Here is a 24,983-nt window from a genome sequence, read left to right on the forward strand (position 1 = left end):
TGCATGTTTTGAGGATGCCAGGACAAAAGCGGATGGCTCACAGGTCTGCTGAATGATCCGATGCCGGAGCCGGATTTTTCACTGTATGCGTCCATGTTTTCCTGGATGGAAATTCTAGCGCTTCCGTCTTAATGCATGGCGCCAGCGGGCGGATTCTCCAGCGATTTCCTCGAGTGATGAGAAGATGAAGACGCCCAGTAAGCATGTGCCAGCTATCAGAAGCGAGGTTCCCAGGAATATGGGATCGGATTTTTCGATCGATAATTGCATGCAAAGGGTGCTGGCAAGGAGTAATCCACCAAGCGTTGCACCACTGACTACAATTCCTGGCTGAATGACGCGGAAGATATCGCGCCGATTCACTTGAATGCACCGACTGACCAGCCATGCGAAATGCATGCTCGTGTAGAATCGGACGAGTAGTACACCCCATGCCGCTCCAGTCAGGCCCCAGCGCATGCCGACGACGCATGCTGCCCCGTTCAACAGTAGCGAGATGATCTGCACCCATAACTCTTGGCTGAGACGGTTCTGTGCAGCGAGGAGTGCACCGGCAGGATTGATAAATGATGAGAAAGCCAGAGCCCACGCCAAAACACTCATCGGTGCTGCTGCATCAGTCCACTTGGGTCCATAGACGAAGGTGATCAACGGTTCTGCCAGCCAACTTAATACGATGTACGCAGGAAGCGTGTAGATGAAGAGAAGTGTCACGGTTTTGAGAAACAGATACTTGCTCTTGTCAGGGTTGTCTTGCTCCGCCGAAAGCGCACGAAAGACCGGTTGGTAAACAGAGGCGCTTATCGTCGCGTATGGCAACTTGGACAAGCTATCTGCCTTGTTGAAAAGACCGACTGCGGCCGGGCTGGCCAACCGACCGATGACGAAATTGTTCACTTGGCCGCGAAGGTAATCAACGATATCGAGAGCTGCAAATTTTATCCCGGTACCCCCTAGACGGTTGGTACGTTCTACATCGAATGCAAAAGCGAGTTGCAAGGGTGTCTGTCGCGATAGCAGATACCAATTCACGAAGCTGCCAAGAAGACCGGAAAAGGCAAGACTCCATACGCCCATGCCACTCCAGGCCATATAGACGCTCGTAATGCTGGTCAAGAGTCCGCTGATGACGCCGATGATGGCTCGTACCTTGAATCGCATGTTCCTGTGCAACCAGATGCTGTGGTTGCTTACGAGCGGACGCAGCAGAAAATTGATGGCGGTGACGCGAAGCAGTGCTGCATAAATGGGTTCGTCGTACCAACGCGCAAAGTATGGTGCAATGAAAAAAAAGAATGCGAATATGAGCACGCAGATCACGAATTGCATCGTGAACACGACGTTGAAGTCGTGCTGATCGGCATCCTTGCTGCGGACCAAAGCCTGTCCCATGCCGCCACTGGCAATGAGTCCGGCAATCCCCGTGAAGATCTGGACGGTGACCAGCAGGCCGAAATCCTCTGGCAAGAGTAGGCGTGCGAGGATGACACCGAACGCAAAGTTCAGTGCCTGGCTGCCGAGGTTGCCAGCCAGTACCCATTGCACACTGCCGCGAATCGATTGGGCAACGCTCATGCCGACCCCAGGCCTGCCATGCGATCCAGCGTGCTTTTCAAAGTTGCCTTCATTTCCTGAGGATCGTTCGATACGTCCTGGATGCGGTCCGGACTGACAGACTGGTGATAGAGCTCGTAGCTGGCAGCGCCGTTCAATGCGATTCGCAGCAACCGCCACTCTCCCAGCTCGAGCATGCGATCGCGTCCAGCTTCTACCGCTGGTGTGTATTCGCTGCGTAATGCCAGCGTGCCACGCTGCGCACATGGCACGTCGAGGATTTCCAGTAACTCCGGGTAGCGGATGTGGTCCGGATGCTGGCCCGGTGGTGTGGCCAACCACAGGCCGGTCTCACAGAAGCCGGGCAGCTCTGGCAGCGTGCCACCGTCCATCAGCGGTTTCAGCGAGGTACCTTCGACCGTATCGGGTACTTCCAGCCCCAGCAGATCCAGCAGGGTCGGCATGATATCGATGGCGCGTACGAGTTGCTTGCTGGTCCTGGGTTCGGGGCGCCGTGGGTCGATGACTAGCAGGGGGATGCGGTTGCTCGCCTTGCCGCGGATGCTGTTGCCCTGGCCCCAGGTGTCGTTCTCGAAGAACTCCATGCCGTGGTCGCTGTAGATCACGACCAGGGTGTTGCGGTCCAGCCCGACCTTGCGCAGGTGACGCACGATCCGGCGTACCTCGTCATCAAAACTGCGTACACAACCTTTGTAGAGATCCAGCACCTGGTCCAGGTCGAAGGCTTCGCGAGGCTCCTTCTGGCTGCGGATGATCTCGATCGGGTCGGTCAGGCGCGACATGCCGAAAATCGACTCGCCGCGGTACTTCGGATCGGCGAAATACTGGTAGTACGGGTATTCGCTGCCGAAAGGCGGATGCGTGGTGCTGAGAAACGCGTTGAGGAAGAACGGCTCGCCGCTGCGTGCATGGTGGTTCAGCCGCGCGCGCACACTGTTGCCCAGCAGCTTCGTCATCGGCTTGCCGGCCAGGTAATAGATTTCCGGCAACATCCGCTTGCCCACCCGGTTGTGGGTGAACAGCGAAAGGAACAGGCGCAGGTCCTTCGGGCCCTGTCGGATCAGGAACTTCAGGTTCCACTGGTCGGGCGGGCCATCGTAGTGCTGGAAACCGAGCGGAAACTTGTTTAGATCGCTGCCTGCCCAATCGGTTACCGCTGCGGTGGTGTAGCCGTGTTCGGTCAGAATGGTTCCTAGACCAGGCTGGCTGATCCGGGCCTTGTCATCACCTATGTAGTTCACCTTGATGCCATTGGTGTTCGGCAGGGTGCCGGTAAAGATCGACACCAGCGCTGGTGCCGTGCGTGCAATCGACACCAGGCAGTTGCTGAACAGCGCGCCTTTTGCGGCCAGGGTGTCGATGAATGGCGTCAGCGGTTGTTGCTTGTGCCGTGCGCCGATGTGGTCCGCACGCAGGGTGTCACTGCCGATCATCAGCAGGTTCATGCGTTTGCCACCGCGTGCTTTTGGCGTAAACAAGCCGGAGGTGCCCGGCGTGGCCGCCAGCAGATACGGCAGTGCCAGCACCGCCATGAACGCGGTGAAACCGAGTTTGCTCGTCACGGCGTCATCGAGAGCTGCAGACACCGCGATGGCCGATGCCAGCATGGTCACCAGTACGGTCAGTTCTGCCCAGCGCAGCCGGCTGACACTAAGCCCGCGATGCAGCCCGATGAAGCGCTGCATGCTGTAGTGCGAGTTCATCATGATGCTGGTCGGGATCAGCAGCAGATGTTTGCAGAACTGCAGTGCGCTGATGGCGGCAATGCCCGCCAGTGCGGCCATGCCAAGTACAGTACAGCCTGGCTGGGCGTGCAGCAGTACCGTTAACGCCAGTCCGGGGATGGTGCCGATCAACCCCATCCAAAGCATCAGCAGAAAAGCGAACACGCCAAGGCGCGCCAGCGCGTACACGGTATAGGGGCCGTAACGGTGCAGGATTTCGTCGCGGATCGAGGGGCCGGTGCGGGTGAACGACAGGATCGACTTCACGAGCAGCAGTACGCTGAGCACGCCTGCCACGGCGGCGCTGCATTGGAACAGCTGCAGGTAGTCGATGCTCATGGGTGGCTGCGTCATCCGATGTACGCGCGCATCTCGCCCAGTGCGGCAGCGGTCCGCACCAGGTAAAAACGCTTCTCGGGCCAGTAGAGCGAGGTCAATGCGCGCAGTCCGTAGCTGGCCAGCTTGCGCCACAGGTAGCGCGGGATGCCGCGTTGCCCGGTTGCGATGATTCGCGTGGAAGAAAACGAGCGCTGGAAGCTCTTCACCATCATGTACCTCAGCGTGAGCCGTTCGTTCTCTGCCACGTGGAACTGCACGATGCGTGGGCAGTATCGGATCTGTTCTCCGCCCGCCAGTGCGCGTTGCACGAAGTCGGTATCCTCGCCGCCGGCCAGGTTGTGCCCTTGCGGCCCCAGCTCCGTGGAGAACGTGCCAACCCGGGCGAATACCTCGCGCCGGATCACCAGATTGCCGCCGCCCGGAGTGCGCCCTGCTTCGCCGATGCGAAGCGGTTCTTCCCCGAGGTCGTACTGCGGCACCGGTAGCGGGTAGATTGCATAAGCGCTCAGGTCGTGCACCCAGGCAGGTTCGTCGCCGGTCCAGTCCGGCAGGATCTTGCCGCAGAACATCGTTGCCTCGGGAAGGCGGTCGGCGGCCTCGGTGATCGCGCGAAAGTAGTCGTGGTCCACGCGGTGATCGTCGTCGACCATCGCAATGAAATCCCCGCGCAGCAGTGGTATGGCAGTGTTGAGCGCGTTGGACTTGCCCGGCCTGGGTTCCTCGACGAAGCGAATGGGGTAGCGTGGCGTCGTGCTTCCCTGCGCGTACGACTGCAACAGGTCCCTGGTGCCGTCGGTGCAGGCATTCGCAATCACCAGCACTTCAACCGCAGCACCCTCGGGGCAGGCGGCATGGTCGATGAACTCGAGCGTACGCTCCAGCAAGGCTGCCCGGTTGTGGGTGCAGATCAGGACTTCGATGAGCATGGGCAGGTGTGGCGATGGTTATGCGCTGGGTAAATATAGCTTACCGAGGACCTTCACCCTTGAGTCGAAGAGTGGGGAATCTTCTGCTGGATTGCAGCGAATTGCCGAAATTTCGGCTTCTCCTGTGTCGTTACAGACCGTTCATCTGCCGCCACTCGAGGAAAGTGATGATGTTGTTGAGCCGGATCGAATGATCGATCTTGCGTTCAAGATGTTCGTCCAGCATCTGCAGCAGCACTTCGTGCTTGAACCAGCCATCGGTGAGTTCGGGGCGGTCGAGTTTCGCGCGAAACCATTCGGGCGCCGTGCGGCGAATGCTTTCATCGTGATGGGCGTATTGGCTTCGATCGTGTGGTCCGAGCCAACCGCCGGACATGTTCGTGAGCAGTTTGCCTGCGGAGCGCTGCAGTGCACGCAGGCGCCAGTCCAGCCAGCCCGGCCGGTTGAAGGCAGAATCCTTGCCGATTCGCTCGGTTGCAGACGGTGGAGCCGTCAGCAGTTGGTCCAGCTTGACGCCATGCTTCGCATCCGGTATCGCCGCAAGTCGAGGCAGCATTGCGCAGATCATTTCGATGTAGACGTGCTGCCCGCTTTTGGCTGCAAGTGGAATATGGCTCCACAGATCGACGACGGCGTTGTCTGTAAAGGGGGCAGCCACGGCGAAGCGCTGCCCTAGCGTGTCCAGATGGTATGAGGTGTACCGGCGTTGACGATGGTTGATTTCGGCGATGATGGAGCGCTCGCTGAACGTGTCGGCATCGACGCTGTCAAGAATCCTGCGTACGGCTGTGATCACTGCACCTTCAATGGTGGAGTGCATGGTCGGCACGAGTACGTGTTGCAGTTGATCGGGAGAGAAACCTTTGGAAATGTAGCGCCGTTGCCAGAGCAGATCGAATCGCGTCGCATCGCTGTCGAGGTCTTCGTAATCGAACAGCCAGCCACCGGAGAGCACATCACCGAGGAATCCGGTGATACAGAGCTGCCCTGGGCTACCCGCCTGGTTCAGTCTGAGCATCGGTAGAGCGTCGATCGTGATCTCACCGCTACAAATGTGCAGGCCCAGTTCCAGGTCGAGCTTGAAAAAGTCGTCGGCAAGCGGCAGGTATTCGTGTGCCGCACCGATGGCTTTTGCGATACGCCGGCCGTAGCGTACATCGTGGCAGTGGCGGTGGCCGTAGGTGACACATTCGGGAGCGATGCCTTGGTGGTGCAGGCAGCCCGCGAGCACTCGAGAATCGAATCCACCGGTCACTGGCAGCAGTGGTGCGGGTTCAGGCGAACCGGTGGAGAACTGGCGGACGATCGCTTTGTTGATTGTCTCGAACAGCAGCGGTACGAGATCGCGGCTGCCTATGGTGGGGTCTGGCTGCATGCGCAACTGCCAGTAGCGTTCCTTGCGGGTATCGGTGGGCGAAGCCGCCCAGATCTCTCCTGCAGGAAAGCGTCTGATGCCGGTGATGAGCGTACGGTCCTCAAGGAGATGGCCTGTCGTCAGGTATTGAGCTACGCCAATTGGATCGATACGCCAGGGCGTAAATGGTAGTGCTGTGATCAGCTCCGTGTGGGTGGCGACGATCAGCCGTTGGCCATCTTCCCAGACGTACAGTCGAAAGAATCCCTGTCGGTCGGTAGCGATACGCAGGTTGTGTGACATGCCATCCCAGTGCAGCAGACAGAAGCGGCCGCTGACGCCTGCCAGTGCAGGGTTGCCTTCGCGACGCCATAGCTGTAGCAGCCTGGATGCGTCGATCGTTTGATCACCCACCATCGCCCGGCCGAACAGCGATGCCTGATCAGCGGTGCGCTGATCATTGGTCTCGGAGACTGTCTCCCAACCGTCACAATGAGCATGGATCTGGAAATGATCGCCTGAGAAGCTCCAGACCTTCCCGCCGCGAGATTCCGCGAAATTCCTGTTTCGCTGCCGTGCCGTTGCCGCCAGTGAACTGGCTTCGCCAGGTATCGATGAAAAAACGGCAATGAGATCAATGCTCATAAGGAGTCTCTCTTGAATCCTGAGTGGGTGGTCCTGGTGGATTCTCGACTGGCGGCCGGGGACAAGGGCAGGTCCGATACCGTTGCTATCGACTTTACGGCGGACGGTTGCAGTCATACTCGTACATCCGGAGCATCGATAACAGGGCCATGGGAATCCGCCGTTCCGTCCTGGGATGCGCGTCGCATTCAGGCACTCGCTGGCCGCGGAACGGATTCGCCTCTGATCAGCGTCTATACTTCAGCCACTTTTCGACTCATCGGATACCAGTTCCTTGCATCCCGCCCTGGTGCGACACCTCATCTATCCCCTGCACGAACGCCTGTGCAAGCGCTCCACCTTCAGTTATCTGCGCGACCTGGAGGCGAGCCAGTCGCTGAGCCGGGCGGAGGTCGAGGCGCTGCAGCTGCGCAAATTGGCTGCGTTGCTGCGTGTCTGTCGTGACCACAGCCCCTGGCATGCCGAGCGTATCGCGGCGGCCGGGGTGGCCGCCGGTGATGAGACGAGCATCGGTTTCGACGACCTGCGGCGGCTGCCGCTGATGGACAAGGCCGATGCCAGCGCGAACCGAGAGCGCATCGTCTGGCACGGCGTGCCGGGTGGCGCCTTCCGCTACACCACGGGGGGCTCCAGTGGTGCTCCGCTGATCTTCTACTACGGCCGGGATCGGCAGGCAGCCGATGCCGCCAGCCGGATGCGGGCGCGGCGCTGGTGGGGCATCGAGGTTGGCGAACCCGAGGTTTTCCTCTGGGGGGCGCCGGTCGAGCTGAGCAAGAACGACCGCATCAAGCGCCTGCGTGACCGCCTGGTGAACCAGTTGCTGCTGAATGCGTTCGAGATGTCGGCGGCGGCAATGGATGACTACATCGAGGCCATTCGCAGCTATCGGCCGACCTGCATCTACGGCTATGCCAGCAGCCTGGCGCTGCTCGCATCGCACGCCGAGGCGCGCGGCAAGTCGCTGCGGGTGCCATCGCTGAAGGTCGTCTGCACTACCGGAGAGTCTTTGTTTCCTGACCAGCGCGACATCATCGGGCGTGTGTTCGGCGTGCCTGTGGCCAACGAATACGGCGCGCGCGACTGTGGGCTGATGGCGCACGAATCACCGGCCGGACAGATGCTGGTGATGAGCGAGAGCATCCTGCTGGAGGTGCTGGACCCCGATGGGCAGCCAGTGGTGCCGGGGCAGACCGGCGAGGCCGTGGTCACTGGCCTTTGCTCGCGGGCGCAGCCATTCATCCGTTATCGAACCGGCGATATGGTCACCTTGTCCGACCAGCCCTGTGCCGGCGGGCGCGGCTTGCACGTGATCGAAACCGTGCAGGGGCGCAAGACCGATTTCGTGATTCGTTCCGACGGCACAGTGATGCATGCCCTGGCGATCATCTACGTCTTGCGCGAGATGAACGAGGTCGCCCAGTTCAAGTTCATCCAGCACGAGCTGCGCCGTGCCGAGGCGCTGGTGGTGCCGCGTGGTGACTGGAACGAGGCAGCCACGCAGCGCGTGGTCGCTGGCGTGCAGGCACGTCTTGGCGCGGACTGTGCCGTCGAGGTCACGCTGATGGATGCGATTGCCCCGGAAGCGTCCGGCAAGTATCGCTACGTGGTCAGCCACGCGAAGCTGCCATTCTGAAACAGTCGACGGAAATCCGGAAATCATGAACATGGCACAAGCGCCGCTATCGGGCCCGAGTTCCCCCGTATCCGGCAAGTCCACAAGCGGTCTGGCCGACACCCGCTGGCTGTACCTGCTGCTTGGCCTGATCGTGTTGCAGGTGGCGGTCTACTTCAACACTTACCTCAGCATGGGGCAGATCTGGTGGCGCTCCGAGACCTTTTCGCACGGCTTCCTGATCTTCCCGATCGCCGCCTGGCTGATCTGGCGCAACCGTGCGGAGTTGTTGCAGTCGCCGCTCGCGCCCGATCTGCGTGCACTGCTGCCGTTGCTGGCCGTGGTCGCGGGCTGGGCGGTGGCGCGCAGCGTCGACGTGCTGGTGGTCGAGCAGTTTGCTGCCGTTCTGATGTTGCCGGTGCTGGTGTGGCTCTGTCTGGGGTTACGTGCGGTGTGGGTGCTCGCTTTTCCGCTCGCGTTCATGTTGCTGGCGGTGCCGGTCGGTGAGTTCCTGATCTACCCGATGATGCGGTTCACCGCTGCGTTCACGGTCAACGCGGTGCGGATGACCGGGATTCCGGTGTTCTGGGACGGCATGTTCTTCACGTTGCCTTCGGGGAACTGGAATATCGTCGAAGGTTGCAGCGGGGTGCGTTACATCATCGCCTCGGTGACGCTCGGCGTGCTGTATGCGTATCTCACGTACCACAGCTACTGGCGCCGTGCGGCGTTCATCCTGGCTGCCTGCATCGTACCGGTGTTCGCCAACGGCATGCGCGCGTTCATCATTGTGATGCTCGGGCATTTCAGCAACATGAAGATCGCCACCGGCGTCGATCACCTGATCTACGGCTGGGTGTGGTTCGGTATCGTGATGTTCTTCCTGTTCTGGGTGGGCGGCTTCTTCCGTGACGACCCACCCCCCGTAGGTCGGGATTCATCCCGACAGGACCCACCCCCCGTAGGTCGGGATTCATCCCGACAGGACCCGTCCCCCGTGGGTCGGGATTCATCCCGACAGACCCCATTGCCACCCAACCCCCATCGCTGGCAACCCGTTGCCCTGCTGGCGCTGGGCCTGCTGTTCCTGGGCCCGCTGTGGATCGCCTGGGTCGAATCCCGCAATACAGCGGCGGATTTCCATATACCGGCGCCGGCTGCCGTTGCCGGCTGGTCGGCAGCCGAATCGTTCACCGAGTGGAAGCCGCGCTACGTCAATCCCGCCGACGAGCGCCAGTACAGCTTTTCCGATGGCGCTGGCCCGGTTGGTGTCTATCTCGCGTTCTACGGCCGTCAGGCGCAGGATGCGGAGCTGATCAATTCGCAGAACGTGATGGTGGTGCAGAAGCACCCGGTATGGCGCGAACCCTCACAGGTGCCGCGCAACGTGCAGGTCGGTGGACACCACATCCCACTGATCGAATCGCGCCTCGAATCGAGAACGCAGGATCTGCTGGCCTGGCACTGGATGCGTGCGGCCGGGCAGGATTTCAGCGATCCGCGGCTCGGCAAGATCCACGAAGCACTGGGGGTGCTGCGCGGCGCCGGTCGGGAGGGCTTCGGTATCGTCGTGTATGCGCCGTATACCGACCAGCCCGATGCCGCGCGTGCGCGGCTGCAGACATTTCTCGATGCCATGCTGCCGTCGATCGACGCAGCGCTGAAGGTCGAATAACGCATGTGTGGTATTGCAGGTATCTTCGACACGACTGGCCAGCGCCCGATCGATCGGGCCTTGCTGGAGCGCATGAACCAGGCGCAGTTCCATCGTGGCCCGGACGAAGGCGGCATCTTCGTGGCGCCCGGCGTCGGGCTTGCCCACCGGCGGCTGTCGATCATCGACGTTTCCACCGGCCAGCAACCGCTGTTCAACCAGGACCGCTCGATCGGCATCGTCTTCAATGGCGAGATCTACAACTTCCAGCAGGTGCGCAGCGAACTGCAGGGGCTGGGGTACGCGTTCCAGACCCATTCGGACACCGAGGTGATCGTGCACGCCTGGGCTGCCTGGGGCGAAGACTGCGTGCGACGCCTGCGCGGCATGTTTGCCTTTGCGATCTGGGATGCACGCAAGGAGACACTGTTCGTCGCGCGTGACCGGTTGGGTATCAAGCCGCTGTACTTTGCGACTCTCGACGACGGCCAGTTTCTGTTCGGCTCCGAACTCAAGGTGCTGGCACAGCACCCGGCGCTGCCGCGCCGGCTCGACCCGCTGGCGGTGGAAGACTATTTTGCGTTCGGCTACATCCCCGAGCCGCGCACCATCTACCGCGACGTGCACAAGCTGCTGCCGGGCCATACGCTGGTGCTGAAGCGCGGCGTGGCAGTGCCCGCGCCACGCCAGTACTGGGACATTTCGCTGCGCGCGGCAACGACGCAGCCGGCAGACGTCGAGCATGAGCTGATCGCGCGCCTGAAGAGTGCGGTTGGCAGCCACCTGATGTCCGAGGTGCCGCTGGGTGCCTTCCTCTCGGGTGGCGTCGATTCGAGCGCCGTGGTCGCGATGATGGCGCAGCTGCAGCAGACGCCGGTCAACACCTGCGCCATCGGTTTCAATGAAAAGTCCTTCAACGAGACCGAGTTCGCGCAGCAGGTTGCCGACCGCTACCACACCAACCACTACGTGAAGGTGGTGGGCACCGACGACTTCGACCTCATCGACCGCTTGGCGCTGCTGTACGACGAGCCGTTTGCCGACAGTTCTGCCATTCCGACGTATCGCGTCTGTCAGCTGGCGCGTGAACGCGTGACGGTCGCGTTGTCTGGAGATGGGGGGGATGAGTTGTTTGCCGGCTACAGACGTTACCGCTGGCATATGAATGAAGAACGGTTGCGCGGACTGTTTCCGGGCGGATTGCGGCGCAGCCTGTTCGGCTTTCTCGGCGCCGTGTATCCGAAAGCAGACTGGGCGCCAAAGGCGCTGCGAGCCAAGACCACCTTCCAGGCGCTGGCGCGCGATTCGGTCGAAGGCTACTTCCACAATTTCTCGATCCTGACCGATGCGCTGCGCAAGCAGCTCTACAGTGATGCGTTCCAGCACGAACTCGCCGGCTATCGCGCCATCGAGGTGTTCAACCGCTACGCCGCGAACGCGCCGGCCGACGATCCACTCTCTCTGGTGCAGTACCTGGACATGAAGACCTATCTGGTCGGCGACATCCTGACCAAGGTCGACCGCGCGAGCATGGCGCATGCGCTGGAAGTGCGCGTGCCAATCCTCGATCACGAGTTCATGGAGTGGGGCGCCAGCTTGCCGCACGACCTGAAGCTGAACGGGCAGACCGGCAAGTACATCTTCAAGAAGGCACTCGAACCCCACCTGCCGCGCGACGTGCTCTACCGCCCGAAGATGGGCTTTGCGGTCCCGCTGGCGCAGTGGTTCCGTGGCCCGTTGAGGCAACGCGTACGTGATTCGCTGCTCGGGCAGGCCATGGCCGACAGCGGGTTGTTCGACATGGGCTTCGTTGCACGGCTGGTCGAAGAGCACCAGTCGGGACGGCGCGACCACAGCGCAGCGCTCTGGTCGCTGCTGATGTTCGAGTCGTTCCAGCGGCAGTGCGCCGGATGAAGCGTGACAAACAAGAACGGAATAAGAGCGTGAGTGGAGCGCGGGCTTCCGAAGGGTTGATTCCAGGCGCTCTCTCATTGAGATTCCTGCTGGTCCTGGCGGGGCTCCTGGCGTTGGCAAACGTCATTGACCTGGTGGCAGGCAATCCGGTCTGGCCGATCACGCGTCATATTGATCTGGGTAGCGATACCAATGCCGCCGCATGGTTTTCGTCGATTCTGCTGGCTGTCGGAGGACTTGTTGCCTCGCAGTGCGCTGATATCGGTAGACGGTTTGGACAAACGCCCTGGTTCTACCTGCTTGCGTTGCTCTTGTTCGGCATGTCCTGCGATGAGATTGCCCGGCTTCATGAAACGGTTTTTGGAGATCTGGCAAAGCTTGCGGGTATTGCGGGATTTTCGTTCGCGCAGTACACGGCATGGGTGTGGATTGGCGGGCCGCTGGTGGCAGTCATCTTTCTTGCCATTTCCTGGGTCATGCGTGCGCAAATGATTCTGGTGCCCGGAGCGATGACACTATTCGCCGCGGGGTTTGCCATCATGTTTCTCGGTGGTGTGATTCTGGAATCAACAATCAATTTCCTCGATTTCGGCGAGTTGAAAACGCTTTGGAAGATCGAGGTCATTGTCGAGGAGGCGCTGGAGATGCTCGGTGCCCTCGTGATCGTGCGGGCACTGATCACGTGGCGCGATGCCTGGGGCTGCGCGGCATGAATCGTCGCAGGATGCAATGCAATTGCGCTATACAGCATATCCGGGCTGAATCGAGCAGGGTTCGTATCGCTGCAAGCCCTCGAAATGCCCCGGTCCCTGAACCATACTTCCCCCCGTCACGAATCCCGCACGATCACCAGCGAAGCCCCGGCAGATGTCCTTGCGCATACTTCACGTCCTCGACCATTCGATCCCGCTGCATAGCGGCTATACCTTCCGCACCCGTGCGATCCTGCGCGAGCAGGCGAAGCTTGGCTGGCAGACCTTTCATCTGACGAGTCCGAAGCAGGGCCGGACCGATGCGCTGCGCGAGGTCGTCGACGGCCTCGCCTTCTATCGCTGTCCTCCGGGTGGAAGCTTCATCGATCGGGTGCCCGGCCTGGGTCAGATGGCGCTGGTGTCGGCGCTGGCGCAGCGCCTGCGCGAGGTGGTCGACGAGGTGAGGCCGAACATCCTGCACGCGCACTCGCCTTCGCTGAACGGCATGGCGGCGGTGCGTGTCGGGCGTGAGATGGACATTCCCGTGGTCTACGAGGTGCGCGCGTTCTGGGAGGATGCGGCTGTCGATCACGGCACGAGCTCGGAGTGGGGGCTGCGTTACCGCCTCACGCGGGCGAGCGAATCCCGGGTGTTGCGGCGCGCCAGTGCGATCACCACGATCTGCAGCGGCTTGCGTGAAGAAATGATTTCGCGCGGTATCGATGCGGCGAAGATCACCCAGATCCCGAATGCGGTCGACATCGAACAGTTCAGCCCGAACGAGACTCCCGATGCGGCGCTGCAAGCGAAGCTGGGTCTGCAGGGCAAGACGGTGCTGGGCTTTCTGGGCTCGTTCTATGCCTACGAGGGGCTCGACCTGCTGCTCGATGCGATGCCGCAACTGCTGGTCGCGAATCCGGATTTCCGGGTGCTGTTGGTCGGTGGCGGGCCGCAGGAGCAGGCGCTGAAGGCGCAGACCGCACGGCTCGGGCTCGAGGACACCGTGCTGTTCACGGGCCGCGTACCGCACAGCGAAGTGAGCCGCTACTACAGCCTGGTCGACATCCTGGTCTACCCGCGCCATTCGATGCGTCTGACCGACCTGGTCACCCCGCTGAAGCCGCTGGAGGCGATGGCGCAGCACAAGCTGGTGGTGGCATCCGATGTCGGCGGGCACCGCGAGCTGATTCGCGACCGCGAGACCGGTTATCTGTTTCGTGCGGGCGACGCCGATTCGCTGGTTGCTGCCGTGCTCGAGCTGCTGGCGCGCCACGAGGCGTGGCCGGTGATCAAGCACGCCGGGCGCGCCTATGTGGAGAACGAGCGCAACTGGCGCAACAGCGTGGCGAACTACAAGAGTGTCTATGGACCGCTCCTCCGAACCCGCCTGTAGGTCGGGATTCATCCCGACAGATCCCGCCGGATCGGCAGTCACCCCGCCAGATCCCCGTGAGTCGGGATTCACCCCGACGGATCCCCGTGGGTCGGGATTCTCCCCGCCAGATCCCCGTAGGTCGGGATTTATCCCGACAGCCAAATCCATGTGCCCCCGCGTGGCTGTGATCGCCACGCTGTTCCCCAGCGCGCAACGCCCGGTCGCAGGACTGTTCATTCGCGAGCGCATGTTTCGTGTTGCCGGGCGCATGCCGCTTTGCGTGATCTCGCCGCAACCGTGGTTTCCGCTGCAGCGGCTCATCCGGCGCCTGCGGCCGAACTACCGTCCGCCGCAGCCGCGCCACGAAGTGCAGCAGGGTATCGACGTGTGGTTTCCGCGATTCCTGTCGTTGCCCGGCGTTGGGCGCTGGCTCGACGGCTTCTTCATCGCGCTTGCCTGCCTGCCGCTGCTGCGCAGGCTGCGCCGCGAGCGTGGGGTCGATCTACTGGATGCGCATTTCGCGTATCCAGAAGGTTACGCGGCCACCCGACTGGGTCGCTGGCTCGGGTTGCCGGTAACGATCACGCTGCGCGGTACCGAGGTGCCGCTGGCGCGTGATCCGGCACGCTGCCGGCGCATGCTGCGCGCGATCGCCGACGCCAGTCGTGTGTTTGCCGTGTCCGATTCGCTGAAGCGCCATGTGGTTGGTCTGGGTGCCGATGCCGGCAAGATCCGCGTGGTCGGCAACGGGGTCGACTGCCACAAGTTCTTTCCCGTCGATCGCCGGCAGGCCCGCGATGAGCTCGGGTTGCCGCAGGATGCCAGGGTCCTGATCTCGGTCGGTGGTCTGGTCGAGCGCAAGGGCTTTCACCGCGTGATCGAGCTGCTGCCCGATCTGCTGGGCCGCTTCCCGGATCTGCACTATCTGGTCGTCGGTGGTGCCTGTCCCGAGGGCGATCTCACCGGGTTTCTGCACGAGATGGTTGCGCGGCTCGGGCTGCAGGAGCGCGTGCATTTTCTGGGGTCGCTGGCGCCGGAGGATCTGCATCGGCCGCTGTCCGCTGCCGATGTGTTCGCGCTCGCAACCGCGAACGAAGGCTGGGCCAACGTGTTCCTCGAGGCGATGGCATGCGGGCTGCCGGTAATCACCACCGACGTGGGCGGCAACCGCGAAGTGGTCTGCGAAGCGTATCTGGGTTCGATCACGCCGTTTGGCGATGCCGCGGCGTTGCGCGATGCGCTGGCGATCGCCCTTGCGCGTGTGTGGGACCGGGAACGGATCATCGACTACGCGCGTGAGAACAGTTGGGATACGCGAGTGGAGATCCTGGAGCACGAGTTCGGCAATCTGCTGCGCAAGCGAACCGGCGGGGTCGCGTCGTGATGCGGGGGATGGCGGCAGGCCGCGGCAGTTGTTCGTGAACCGGGGGTGCTGACTTATACTGCCCCCATTGTCCTTCTCTCTGCAGCAGTGTGTGGTCGTGCGTCGAGCTTCATTCCTGTATCTGGCGGCGGTGGGTGTGATCCGGAAGCTGTCGTTGCTGTCGTTGCTGGTGGCAATGGCACTGCCAGTGCACGCCGAACTGCCCGATCTGATCAATCGCATCCGCCCGGGTGTGGTTGCCGTCGGCACTGTCAAGCCGGTCAAGCGAACCGATGCCAACAGCGGACCGGCGCTGAAGTATCTGGGGACTGGTTTCGTCGTTGGTGATGGCCTGAAAGTGATCACTAACTTTCACGTCATGCCTGAAAAATTGGACGCCGACGCGATGGAGTCGCTCGCGATATTCATCGGGCACGGGGGCGTCGGCGCGGCGCGCGAAGCGCGTGTGCTGCGCAGCGACCGTGAACACGATGTGGTGCTGCTCGGTATCCGGGGCGACCCGTTGCCGACCCTGACGCTGGCTGAAGATGACCATGTGCGCGAAGGGCAGGAGATCGCGTTTACCGGGTTTCCGATCGGCATGGTGCTCGGGCTCTATCCGGCGACGCATCGCGGCATCATCTCGACGATCACGCCGGTCGTGATTCCGGCGGAATCCGCGCGTTCGCTCACCGCTGCCCAGATCCGGCGCCTCCGCTCGCCATTCGACGTCTACCAGCTCGATGCGGTTGCGTATCCAGGCAACAGCGGCAGCCCGGTGTACGACGTACGCAGCGGCAAGGTGATCGGTGTGATCAACAGCGTGATGGTCAAGGGTACCAAGGAGTCGGCGCTGCGTGACCCGTCGGGCATCAGCTACGCGATACCGGTGCGCTACGCGCGCGCGCTGCTGGCGGCCGGAGCAGGACCGGAGCGCAAGTGAAGAAGGTCTCGGTGCTGATGGTCTGCACGGCGAACATCTGCCGCTCGCCGATGGCCGAGGCGCTGTTGTGCCTGCACGCAGAGCGCGCAGGTCTGCGCCGCCGGCTGCAGGTGCAGTCGGCTGGAACGCAGGTGAAGCGCGGCGGCGAGCGGTCGGATGCACGTGCGGTGAAGGCTGCGGCTTCGCTTGGTGCGGATGCCAGCAGGATCCGCTCGCGTGCGTTGCGCTCCGCAGACTTCGAACGTCATGACTACATCGTGGCGATGGATGCAGGTCATCGTGCACACCTGGAGCAGGCGTGTCCGGTGGAGTTCGCGCCGAAGTTGCACTTGCTGCTGGAGTTTGCACCTGAGACCGGGTTGATCGAGGTTCCCGATCCGTACTTCGGCAACTATGCAGGCTTCGAGCGTGTACTCGGGTTGGTCGACGCCGGGGTGGCCGGGTTGCTGCTGCGATTGCGTGCCCGGCACGGGCTTTGATCCAAACTGCCAGCTTTGGCGGTGTCGAAAATATTTACATCGTGTGCGCCGCCGCACAGAATTCAACGCGAAATCGTTGATCAAGTACTTGAGTTGCTTCGACTGCCGAGAATGTGGCGTGAATTTTGCAAAAAATGCGTGTCAAGCTTGCAGGATTCATTTGCCGCGCGTTTTCCCGCTGCCGGAAGAGTGTGTCATGGTGTCGCGCCGCCGGATGGTGGAACTCAGGGCCGAGGAGCGTGTGAATGAGTGAGGCATCCGTGTCTCCGGGCGAAGCCTTCGCAAAGTATTTCAGCGTCGATCTTGCTTCGACCCCGGAGGCGCGTGCCCACGTTTTCGGCATCCGCTATCGCGTCTATTGCGAGGAATTCGGCTATGAGGATCGCCGCGCCTTCCCTGACGGGCAGGAGCGCGACAAGTACGACGCCGTGTCGTTGCACTGCCTGATCACGCACCGGACGAGTGCCACCCCGGCCGGCTGCGTGCGTCTGGTGCCGACCGCGGCCCCGGGACTCGAGTTGCTGCCGCTCGAGGAGCACTGTGCGAACAGCCTCGATCGTGCCTTGCTGGACTCTTTTTCACTCGATCGCAGCACGATGTGCGAGATCTCGCGGCTTGCTGTCGACGGCCGGTTCCGCCGGCGTGCCGGTGAATCGATGAGTCGCTTCGGTGCCAGCAAGGCCATCGACATTTCGCAACAGGAAGAACGCAGCTTTTCGCTGATCTCGGTTGCGGCGTTCCTGGCGGCAACCGCCCTTACCGATCTCTCGGGGCGTCACAACGTGCTTGCGATGATGGAACCGTTCCTGCCGCGCATGCTCGAACGTTCCGGCATCCATTTTCATCGGGTCGGCGCCGATGTTGACTACCATGGCCTGCGTGCCCCGTATCTGGGGCGTACCTACCAGGATGGGCTTGCCACGATGCGCCCGGAGCTGAAGCAAATGTACCAGGCGATACATGCACGAATTCGCAGTCAGTTCCAGGGCGCAGCAGGAGGTGTGTCATGACCTCGCCGCACGTTTCGTTGCTCGATGATTTCCGCCGCTTCTTCAGGCTCAGTCTGGCCGCCACCGATGAGCAGAAACGGGAGATCTACCGTCTGCGTTACCGGGTGTATTGCGAGGAGCTGCGCTATGAGGATTCCTCGGCGTTTCCCGATCGTCTCGAAACCGACGAATTCGACGCGCGCTCACTGCATTGCGCGGTGATCCACAAGCGCAGCGGAATCGCGGCGGGTTGCGTTCGCCTGGTGCGTTCGCCTGCAGGCCCGCAAGAGACGCCACTGCCCATGGAGCAGTACTGTGCTCATGCGCTCGATCCCGCTACCGTGGGTTTCATGAAGCACAACCGTGACACGATCTGTGAGCTTTCCCGCCTCGCCGTCGACAGCCGGTTTCGCCGCCGTCTCGGTGAGGCAGGCAGCGAGCTCGGCGAGCTGGCTGCGCTGGATGTCTGTGACCAGGAGGAACGTACGTTTTCACTGGTCGCGACTGCCGCGATCATGGCGGGGATCGCGCTCACCGACCTCAGCGGTTGCAGCAACGTCTTTGCGATGATGGAAGTGTGCCTGCCACGGGTGTTGTCGCGGACCGGGCTGTATGTGGAGCGCGCAGGCGAGGAAGTCGATTATCACGGTCGGCGTGCGCCTTTCTTCATCACGACCGAGGCGGCGGTCGCTGGCATGAATGCCGAGCAAATGCAGTTCTACCACGAGATTCGCCGAGGCCTCGCGCACGGCTACGCGGCCGAGGTCGCGCGCGAGGCGGTCTGATTCCGGCGTTGCCGCCGGCTGCGTGATTTGTGGCCTGGGCTACACCCCGTAATAGTCTCGATACCACTTGACGAAGCGTGCAATGCCTTCCTCGACCGGCGTGGAGGGCTTGTAGCCCACGTCCCGCATCAGCGCGTCGACATCGGCGTACGTGTTCGGCACGTCCCCCGGCTGCAGTGGCAGCAGGTTTTTCTGTGCCTTGCGGCCGAGGCATTGCTCGAGGATGTCGATATAGCGCAGCAGTTCGACCGGGTTGTTGCTGCCGATGTTGTAGAGCCGGTACGGTGCCTTCGACGTGGCAGCATCGGGCGTGTCGCCGCTCCAGCCGGGGTCCGGTACCGCAACCTGATCCAGGGTGCGGATCACGCCTTCGACGATGTCGTCGATATAGGTGAAGTCGCGCTGGTGATGGCCGTGATTGAACACGTCGATCGGCTCGCCGGCGAGGATCTTGCGCGTGAAGATGAACAGTGCCATGTCGGGCCTGCCCCACGGGCCGTAGACCGTGAAAAAGCGCAGTCCCGTCGTCGGCAGGCCGTACAGGTGGCTGTACGTGTGAGCCATCAGCTCGTTGGCCTTCTTGCTGGCGGCGTAGAGGCTGACCGGGTGATCCACGTTGTCGTGGACGGAAAATGGCATGCGGGTGTTGGCGCCGTACACCGAGCTGCTCGATGCGTAGACCAGATGTTCGACTTCGTGGTGGCGGCAGAGCTCCAGCACGTTCATGAAGCCCTGGATGTTCGATGAGATATAGGCGTGCGGATTCGTGAGCGAGTAGCGCACGCCGGCCTGTGCCGCGAGGTTCACCACGCGTTGTGGCCGGAACTCGCTGACCACGCGCTGCATTGCCTCGAGGTTCTCGAGGTCGATGCGGGCCTCGTGAAAGCTCGAATGGCTCGCAATGCGTGCGAGGCGGTCGTGCTTCAAGCGCACATCGTAGTAGTCGTTCAGGTTGTCGACGCCGAGTACCTCGTCGCCACGTTCCAGCAGTCGGATCGCTAGGGCGTTGCCGATGAAGCCGGCGCTGCCGGTGACCATGATTTTCATGTGAAGCGTGCAATTCCTGTGGTTTTGTGCTCGCGATGGCTCGATCGCGATCGGCGCGAGCAGCTCGTGCCTGCAACGAAGACCAGAAATCTAGCACAGCCCCGGTAGTTGCGCCTTCACGGTCGAAGTCTATAGTGTAAGCGTTTGATCCGGCCTCAGATCCTGGCCCCCGATCCGTTGTCGACCAGCCGTAGCCACGGGAAATCGCACTGCATGTACCTCGAGTATTACGGGCTCGCGCGCAAGCCGTTCAGCCTGACCCCCGACCCTGAATTCATGTATCTCAGCAAGCAGCACGCGATTGCGCTGGCAATGCTGAAATACGGCCTGCAGAACCAGGCCGGATTCACGTTGATCACCGGCGAGGTGGGCTCCGGGAAGACCACGCTGATCCGCCACCTGCTGCGCACGCTGGAAGGCAACCTCACGATCGGGGTGATCACGAATACGCACCGCAACTACGGTGATCTGCTGACCTGGATCCTCGGTGCCTACGGGCTGGACCTGGGCGATCGCGACAACGTGACGATGCACCGGCGGCTGCTCGAGTTCGTTGCCGCGGAGCACAAGGCGGGGCGGCGTGTGGTGCTGGTCGTCGATGAAGCACAGAACATGGATGTGCAGATGCTGGAGGAGTTGCGACTGCTGTCGAACATGAACGTCGGCGACGAGCTGTTGCTGCAACTGGTGCTGGTGGGGCAGCCGGAGTTGCAGCAGACGATCGCGTTGCCGGAACTGTTGCAGTTCGCACAGCGGATCTCGGCCGAACACCACATCACGCCGCTCGACTACGAGTCGACCGAAAAATACATCCGTCATCGTGCGGCGGTGGCGGGCTGCCAGGAAGAGCTCTTCGATCGCTACGCCCGTGCGGCGGTCTACTACTACAGCCGTGGCATCCCGCGGGCGATCAACAACATCTGCGATATGGCGCTGGTGTACGGCTATGCCGAAGAGGTGAAGCCGGTTAGCTGCGAGCTGATCATGGAAGTGATTCGCTCGCGCCCGATCATCCGCCGCCAGGCGGAAGCCACGCCGCGCGATGACACCGATCGACGCCTGCGCGACCTGGTGCTGGAGATCAAGGGCGTCGATCTGGCCGAGGTGAGCTGAGGCTATCTATACTGTCCGCCGGAGACTGCACCTGCGGGTATCTGGTGATATCCGGCGCGGAGGAACACGATGAATCAGCACGGCGTCGGCAGGCTGCGGCGGGAGTACGCCCGCTTGCGCTGGACGCTGCCTCTGTGGTGGACCGCAACGGCCTTTGTCGTTCTGGCTTGCGGGCTCGTGCTGCCGCGCACCTGGACGGTCGAATCCGTGCTGCGCTTCGACGCCAGCGGTCCCGATGTGATTGCAGACGCCGAGCAGGGGCTGCGCCGACTCGCCAGGTCCTCCACAGCCGGGGAGCTGCGCCTGGAGCGTGTGGGCGCCGAGTTGCGGGTGGAGCTGGCCGCGAACGACAGACCGCAGGAGTTGCGGGTGGCATTGCCGACCCTTGTCGACGCATTCGTGACCGAACGCAGGCTGGCGGCCTTGCAGGTGTTGCGAGACGAACAGCAGCGGTTGCAGGCCGTGCTGGAACGCACCGAGGCCGAGGACACTGCGGCACGGGATCGACTCGGCGAGGCGCTGGCAGCGCTGCCGGCAGGCGGTGATACGACGGTCGCCGCGCGCCTGGGACGGATGCAGGCGGAAGCGCAACGGCTGGCGCTCGAGATCCGCGATGGCAATGCCCGCAGTGCGGCGCTGCAAGCCCGTGTTGCCGAACTCGATACGGAGCTCGGGGCGATGCAAGTCGACGGGGTTGGAGTCGGTACGCCGGAGCCAGGGTCTGTGCAGGAGCAGGAGCAGGAGAGCCAGCGTGTCGAGTATGCCGCGCTGGTCGCCCGTCGCGAGAGTGCGCGCGAGGAATTTGCCCACCAGCGCAGTGCCAACGTCGCAGCGACGCGGCGCGCGGCCGATCTGGGGCGCCTGATCGAGGAGTCGCGTACGGAGCTGCTGCGCCTCCAGGGTGAGAACGAGCAGATCCAGCGGTTGAATGAAGCGGGAGAGACGGCAGCCAGAGTCGTTGCGGGCGCGCGCGAGCAACTCGACGCGCATACGGCGCGCATGGCGCGTGAGTCACCTCAATTGCCGTTCACGCTCGTCGGTTCGCGGTCCGAACCCGAGCTTGTGCGCGGGCTCACGTCCGGGCAAGTGGTAGGGCTGGCGGCTGCAGGCGGTTGCGTGGTGGTTTTGCTGCGGCTGTTCGCAGCCTGCATGATCCGGCACGAGACCAGGAATCTCGCGCTTCTTGCCGACCGCCTGCAGGTGCGCGCACTGGTGGAGCTGCCGGTCTGGCGTGATTCCACGCGTGATCCGCTCGCCACCCTGCGTCGGGTCGGCTCCATGCTGGTTGCGCTGGTCGGTATGACGGCCTGTGCGGCGTATCTGCTGCTGGTCTGAGGGCGTACCTTCATGCGGGAGGCTTGTACGTGAGCGATCCGGTCGAACCCGCTGGGCTGAACGAGATCATCGGTGCCAACCGGGCGCGCATCACCGAAATGACGGAGGTCTCGCGCCTCAAGGACGTCGAGTTCGAGTTGTTGCGGGTGGTGCATCCGCTGACGCGCAACGAGAGCACCCTGGCACGCTTCAACGATCTGGTGAAGGAGCTCATGGCGCACTGCGCGGAGCCGAACTTCATGATCGGTGTCACCGGCCTTTCCCGCGGTGTGGGCGCGAGCTATGTGGCGATGAATACCGCTGTTGCACTCGCAAACGATTTTCGCCGCACCTCCCTGCTCGTGGAGTGCAATCCGCATCGTACCCCGCTTGCGCGCATGCTCCTGCCGCCGCCGGAAGTCGGGCTGTGCGACTACCTGGTGCAGTCCGAGCTGCATGTGGACGATATCGTCTACGCGCCCGGGGTGGCGCGCATGCGTGCGATTCCGTTCGGTCATGACGCTGCCGGTGCGCAGGCTCTGTGCGGCGAGCGGATGCAGCAATTGCTGAGTGCTGCGCGTGCCCGTTACAGCGACCGTTTCATCGTGCTGGATCTGCCGGAGGTGGATGCGCTGCAGGCGCTGCAGCCGCTGCTCGACTGGCTGGATGGCACGGTACTGGTCGTGCCGTACGGGAGTTCGAGCTCCACGACCGCGCGCCGCGCGATCGATGTGATCGGCAGCGAGCGGCTCGTCGGTCTGGTGATGAACCGGGTGCCCACGGTCTGAGGCGCAGCCAGGATAGAGCTGCCGCGGCGCGCAGCAAGCTCAGGTTTCCGCGAGCTTGCGCAGATTCGACGTGATGCGCTCCAGCGTGCGATCGAAGAACGGTCGCGTTTCGAGAACGCGCGCGTAACCCATCTGCAGATCGTAGGCGAAGGCCTTGCGCGGCTTTTCGTACACTTTTGCTCCCATACGGTTCACGAACACGAAGGTGTCGGTCTCGGCGAGCCTGGCCGTGAGCTTGCAGCGGCGGCTGACACCGCTGCGCAGATCGTCGTATTGCAGCCAGGTGCCGACTTCGAGCGCGTCGACCTTGGAGAGATGCTCGTCGAGCAACTGCTGCTGGCGTACCATCTGCCGTTCGACCGCCGTCATTTCCTGCCACGGTTTCGCGGCCTGTACCGGTTCGATGCGCTGACGTTGTTCTTCCGACAGCGGCCTGGTGGCGGCGGCATCGACCTGTCCGGCGTGAATCCTTGCAAGTGCTGCCGTCACCTGTTTCAGCGCCGCTCCGCCACGGCCGAGGTCGGTTCCGGCGTCTTCCAGCACCGCTGCGATGCGCGGGCGCAGGCGGCCCACCAGTTCGCTCAGTCGAGCCCTCGCCTCGGGTCCTGGATGTGCTTGCCCGGCCCAGACCAGGTCGTCGAGGATCTGTATCGCTTCCTGCCACTCCGGGCTCTGCGTTTCGTACTTGAGGTGACGCTGGAGCATGACGCGTTGCCAGTCGTTCACCAGGAAGTCGGTGATGTCGGGGGCGAGCGCGGCACCTTCCAGTCGCTCGTTCAGCAGCGTGTTCACCACCTCGCGCGCGTGTGCAGTGCGTGTACGCGCGGCTGTCCGTTCGCGCGTGCGCTGTTCCTGCTTGCTCGCGTGCGCATCCTGCTTCGCGATGAAGTCCATGAGATCGTTCAGACACTTTTCGAAGATGTCACTGCCGTCGTTCGAGTCGTGCAGCACCATTTCGACGAGTTCGGTCAGGCGGATGAACAGGGCGTCCTGCTGGTCCTTGTTGCTTGCTTCCCAGCCGATGCTGGTGCGTGCGATTTCGTTGATGAGCTGGCGCGCGGGGTGCTTGCGATCAGTGAAGAATGCACGATCTCTCAGCGCAACCTTCAGTATCGGCAGTTGCAGCCGGCTGACCAGTGCCTGGATCTCGAGTGGCAGGTTGCGATCGTCGAGGATGATGTCGAAGAACATCGCAACGACGTTGATGATGTCCTCGTCGGTCTGAGCGAGTGCGATCTGTCCCCGGTTTGCCACGATCGACGCGATCGCGCTGCGGATGTCGAGAGGCACTGTCGCGGCCTCTGTCTCGTCCCCGGGCGTGAGCTTCACTTCGGCGAGCAGCGACAGCAACTCGTCACGCGGTATCGCGGGGGTGGTGCTGCTGGCTGGCTGTACCGGCATCGCTTGCAGCATCGGCAGGCGGATGCCGCCGTCGTGCAGTCGTTTCAGCACCTGCGCCAGCTCGCGCATCTCGCGGTCGGCTTCGGGTATCCCCATGCCGGCCAGTCCGGAATCGCCGCTGACTGTTCCGGGCTGCGCACCCGGGTCTGCCGCGGGATCGGCGGCTGCTGATCGTTGCGGCGTGGACGGGCTCTTCTTGATGCGCCGGCGGCGCTGTTGGCCGAGCTCGGGCAGCACGTTGGCAGCAATCAGCCGCTCGTTGACCGGGTCGAGGAGCCGATCGAGGTGCATCAGCGCCTGCTGGTTGAACTGACGCAGGATGATCTTGCGGATGTCGATGCTGACGACGATGGGTTTCGCCGCTTCGATGAATGCGCTGGTGATCGTTTCCGGATCGAGGGGGCTCACATGTTCCGCAAACGGCCGGCTGATCGCCTGCAGGCGATCGCGTATCTGGAACAGCTCGTCCTGCCACTCGTTGCGCGCGCGCGTGACCATGTCCGTGCTGAGGGCGGTGATCTCCATCTGTTCGTGCGACACCAGCTCGAGTGCCGGCTCGGATGCATCATCCCCACCCGTCGTCGGCTGGGGTTCCGGTGGGCGATCGATGGCGGTGAATGCCCGGTCGATCAGCGCCAGGAAGTTGGTCTGGACCCGGCTCTTCTGCACGCGAATTTCGCGCAGGGATTCGAAATAGTGTGCCTGGTCCGCGTTGCTGTGTGCGCGGCTGGCGAGATCGAAAAAAACGTCGTCACACGCGCTGAACGTGCTGTCGAACAGCGTTCGCAGACTGTCGAGCGCGATCTGGGCGATCTCGGCAAGAAGTGCACGGCGGGTCTTCGTGTCGGTGGCTGGCGTGCCGACGTTCGTTTGCTCGTTGCTCATCCAGTCGAATACCACGCGGTGGGGTCGATGCCTAGTATACAGAGCGTGCGGTTTGCAGGTGACCTG

The 24,983-nt window shown here is 62.5% G+C and carries 19 protein-coding genes; 13 read left to right on the top strand and 6 right to left on the bottom strand.

Translation table 11 applies throughout. From position 1 onward, the window contains the following. Positions 1–114: 114 nt before the first annotated feature. The 4 genes from H7A12_11460 to H7A12_11475 all read right to left on the bottom strand — a co-directional run bounded on the left by H7A12_11460 (position 115) and on the right by H7A12_11475 (position 6,563). The gene (locus H7A12_11460; protein ID MCP5321426.1) at positions 115–1,575 is read right to left on the bottom strand and encodes a lipopolysaccharide biosynthesis protein; all 1,461 of its coding nucleotides are present in this window, start codon (positions 1,573–1,575) and stop codon (positions 115–117) included. Next, positions 1,572–3,638 (bottom strand): sulfatase, encoded by a 2,067-nt coding sequence (locus H7A12_11465; protein ID MCP5321427.1) that lies wholly within the window; start codon positions 3,636–3,638, stop codon positions 1,572–1,574. The genes H7A12_11460 and H7A12_11465 overlap by 4 nt, the downstream gene beginning before the upstream one ends. 11 nt (positions 3,639–3,649) lie before the next feature. Next, positions 3,650–4,570 carry a glycosyltransferase family 2 protein gene (locus H7A12_11470; GenBank protein ID MCP5321428.1) on the bottom strand — a complete coding sequence of 307 codons (921 nt, stop codon included), beginning with the start codon at positions 4,568–4,570 and terminating at the stop codon, positions 3,650–3,652. 124 nt (positions 4,571–4,694) lie between these two features. Continuing rightward, positions 4,695–6,563: a hypothetical protein gene (locus H7A12_11475; GenBank protein ID MCP5321429.1), complete on the bottom strand. Its 1,869-nt coding sequence runs from the start codon at positions 6,561–6,563 to the stop codon at positions 4,695–4,697. A 274-nt stretch (positions 6,564–6,837) separates the two neighbouring features. Here H7A12_11475 and H7A12_11480 point away from each other — a divergent pair, with 274 nt between their 5' ends. The 10 genes from H7A12_11480 (at position 6,838) to H7A12_11525 (ending at position 18,369) form a co-directional block, all read left to right on the top strand. Beyond that, on the top strand, positions 6,838–8,196 hold the full coding sequence (locus tag H7A12_11480; GenBank protein MCP5321430.1) for a phenylacetate--CoA ligase family protein: 1,359 nt from the start codon (positions 6,838–6,840) through the stop codon (positions 8,194–8,196). A gap of 25 nt (positions 8,197–8,221) precedes the next feature. Beyond that, entirely contained in the window at positions 8,222–9,850 is a 1,629-nt protein-coding gene (gene xrtA, locus H7A12_11485; protein MCP5321431.1) for an exosortase A, read from the top strand. 3 nt (positions 9,851–9,853) lie between these two features. Beyond that, entirely contained in the window at positions 9,854–11,743 is a 1,890-nt protein-coding gene (locus H7A12_11490; GenBank protein MCP5321432.1) for an amidotransferase 1, exosortase A system-associated, read from the top strand. Continuing rightward, positions 11,740–12,456: a hypothetical protein gene (locus tag H7A12_11495; protein MCP5321433.1), complete on the top strand. Its 717-nt coding sequence runs from the start codon at positions 11,740–11,742 to the stop codon at positions 12,454–12,456. The genes H7A12_11490 and H7A12_11495 overlap by 4 nt, the downstream gene beginning before the upstream one ends. A gap of 160 nt (positions 12,457–12,616) precedes the next feature. Further along, complete coding sequence (locus tag H7A12_11500) at positions 12,617–13,828, top strand: glycosyltransferase, exosortase A system-associated (protein ID MCP5321434.1); 1,212 nt, start codon at positions 12,617–12,619, stop codon at positions 13,826–13,828. Between the two features lie 148 nt (positions 13,829–13,976). Beyond that, entirely contained in the window at positions 13,977–15,194 is a 1,218-nt protein-coding gene (locus H7A12_11505; GenBank protein MCP5321435.1) for a glycosyltransferase, read from the top strand. A gap of 175 nt (positions 15,195–15,369) precedes the next feature. After that, the gene (locus H7A12_11510) at positions 15,370–16,116 is read left to right on the top strand and encodes a trypsin-like peptidase domain-containing protein (GenBank protein ID MCP5321436.1); all 747 of its coding nucleotides are present in this window, start codon (positions 15,370–15,372) and stop codon (positions 16,114–16,116) included. Further along, entirely contained in the window at positions 16,113–16,595 is a 483-nt protein-coding gene (locus tag H7A12_11515) for a low molecular weight phosphotyrosine protein phosphatase (protein MCP5321437.1), read from the top strand. Before H7A12_11510 ends, H7A12_11515 begins: the two co-directional genes overlap by 4 nt. A 245-nt stretch (positions 16,596–16,840) precedes the next feature. After that, positions 16,841–17,605, top strand: a complete 765-nt coding sequence (locus H7A12_11520; GenBank protein ID MCP5321438.1) for a PEP-CTERM/exosortase system-associated acyltransferase — start codon at positions 16,841–16,843, stop codon at positions 17,603–17,605. After that, positions 17,602–18,369 carry a PEP-CTERM/exosortase system-associated acyltransferase gene (locus H7A12_11525; GenBank protein MCP5321439.1) on the top strand — a complete coding sequence of 256 codons (768 nt, stop codon included), beginning with the start codon at positions 17,602–17,604 and terminating at the stop codon, positions 18,367–18,369. The genes H7A12_11520 and H7A12_11525 overlap by 4 nt, the downstream gene beginning before the upstream one ends. 39 nt (positions 18,370–18,408) lie before the next feature. Here H7A12_11525 and H7A12_11530 read toward each other — a convergent pair whose 3' ends face one another. After that, the gene (locus tag H7A12_11530) at positions 18,409–19,416 is read right to left on the bottom strand and encodes an NAD-dependent epimerase (protein MCP5321440.1); all 1,008 of its coding nucleotides are present in this window, start codon (positions 19,414–19,416) and stop codon (positions 18,409–18,411) included. Between the two features lie 213 nt (positions 19,417–19,629). Here H7A12_11530 and H7A12_11535 point away from each other — a divergent pair, with 213 nt between their 5' ends. The 3 genes from H7A12_11535 (at position 19,630) to H7A12_11545 (ending at position 22,631) form a co-directional block, all read left to right on the top strand. Next, entirely contained in the window at positions 19,630–20,529 is a 900-nt protein-coding gene (locus H7A12_11535) for an AAA family ATPase (protein ID MCP5321441.1), read from the top strand. A 69-nt stretch (positions 20,530–20,598) separates the two neighbouring features. Beyond that, positions 20,599–21,864, top strand: a complete 1,266-nt coding sequence (locus tag H7A12_11540) for a hypothetical protein (GenBank protein ID MCP5321442.1) — start codon at positions 20,599–20,601, stop codon at positions 21,862–21,864. Positions 21,865–21,893: 29 nt separating this feature from the next. Then, a complete protein-coding gene (locus H7A12_11545) occupies positions 21,894–22,631 on the top strand; it encodes a hypothetical protein (GenBank protein MCP5321443.1) in 738 nt (245 codons plus the stop codon). A 39-nt stretch (positions 22,632–22,670) separates the two neighbouring features. On the opposite strand, the gene H7A12_11550 is transcribed toward H7A12_11545, so the two are convergent. Next, positions 22,671–24,917 (bottom strand): DUF1631 domain-containing protein, encoded by a 2,247-nt coding sequence (locus H7A12_11550; protein MCP5321444.1) that lies wholly within the window; start codon positions 24,915–24,917, stop codon positions 22,671–22,673. Positions 24,918–24,983 lie beyond the last annotated feature (66 nt).

It is taken from the genome of Pseudomonadales bacterium (assembly GCA_024234165.1).
GTDB lineage: Bacteria > Pseudomonadota > Gammaproteobacteria > Pseudomonadales > UBA5518 > UBA5518.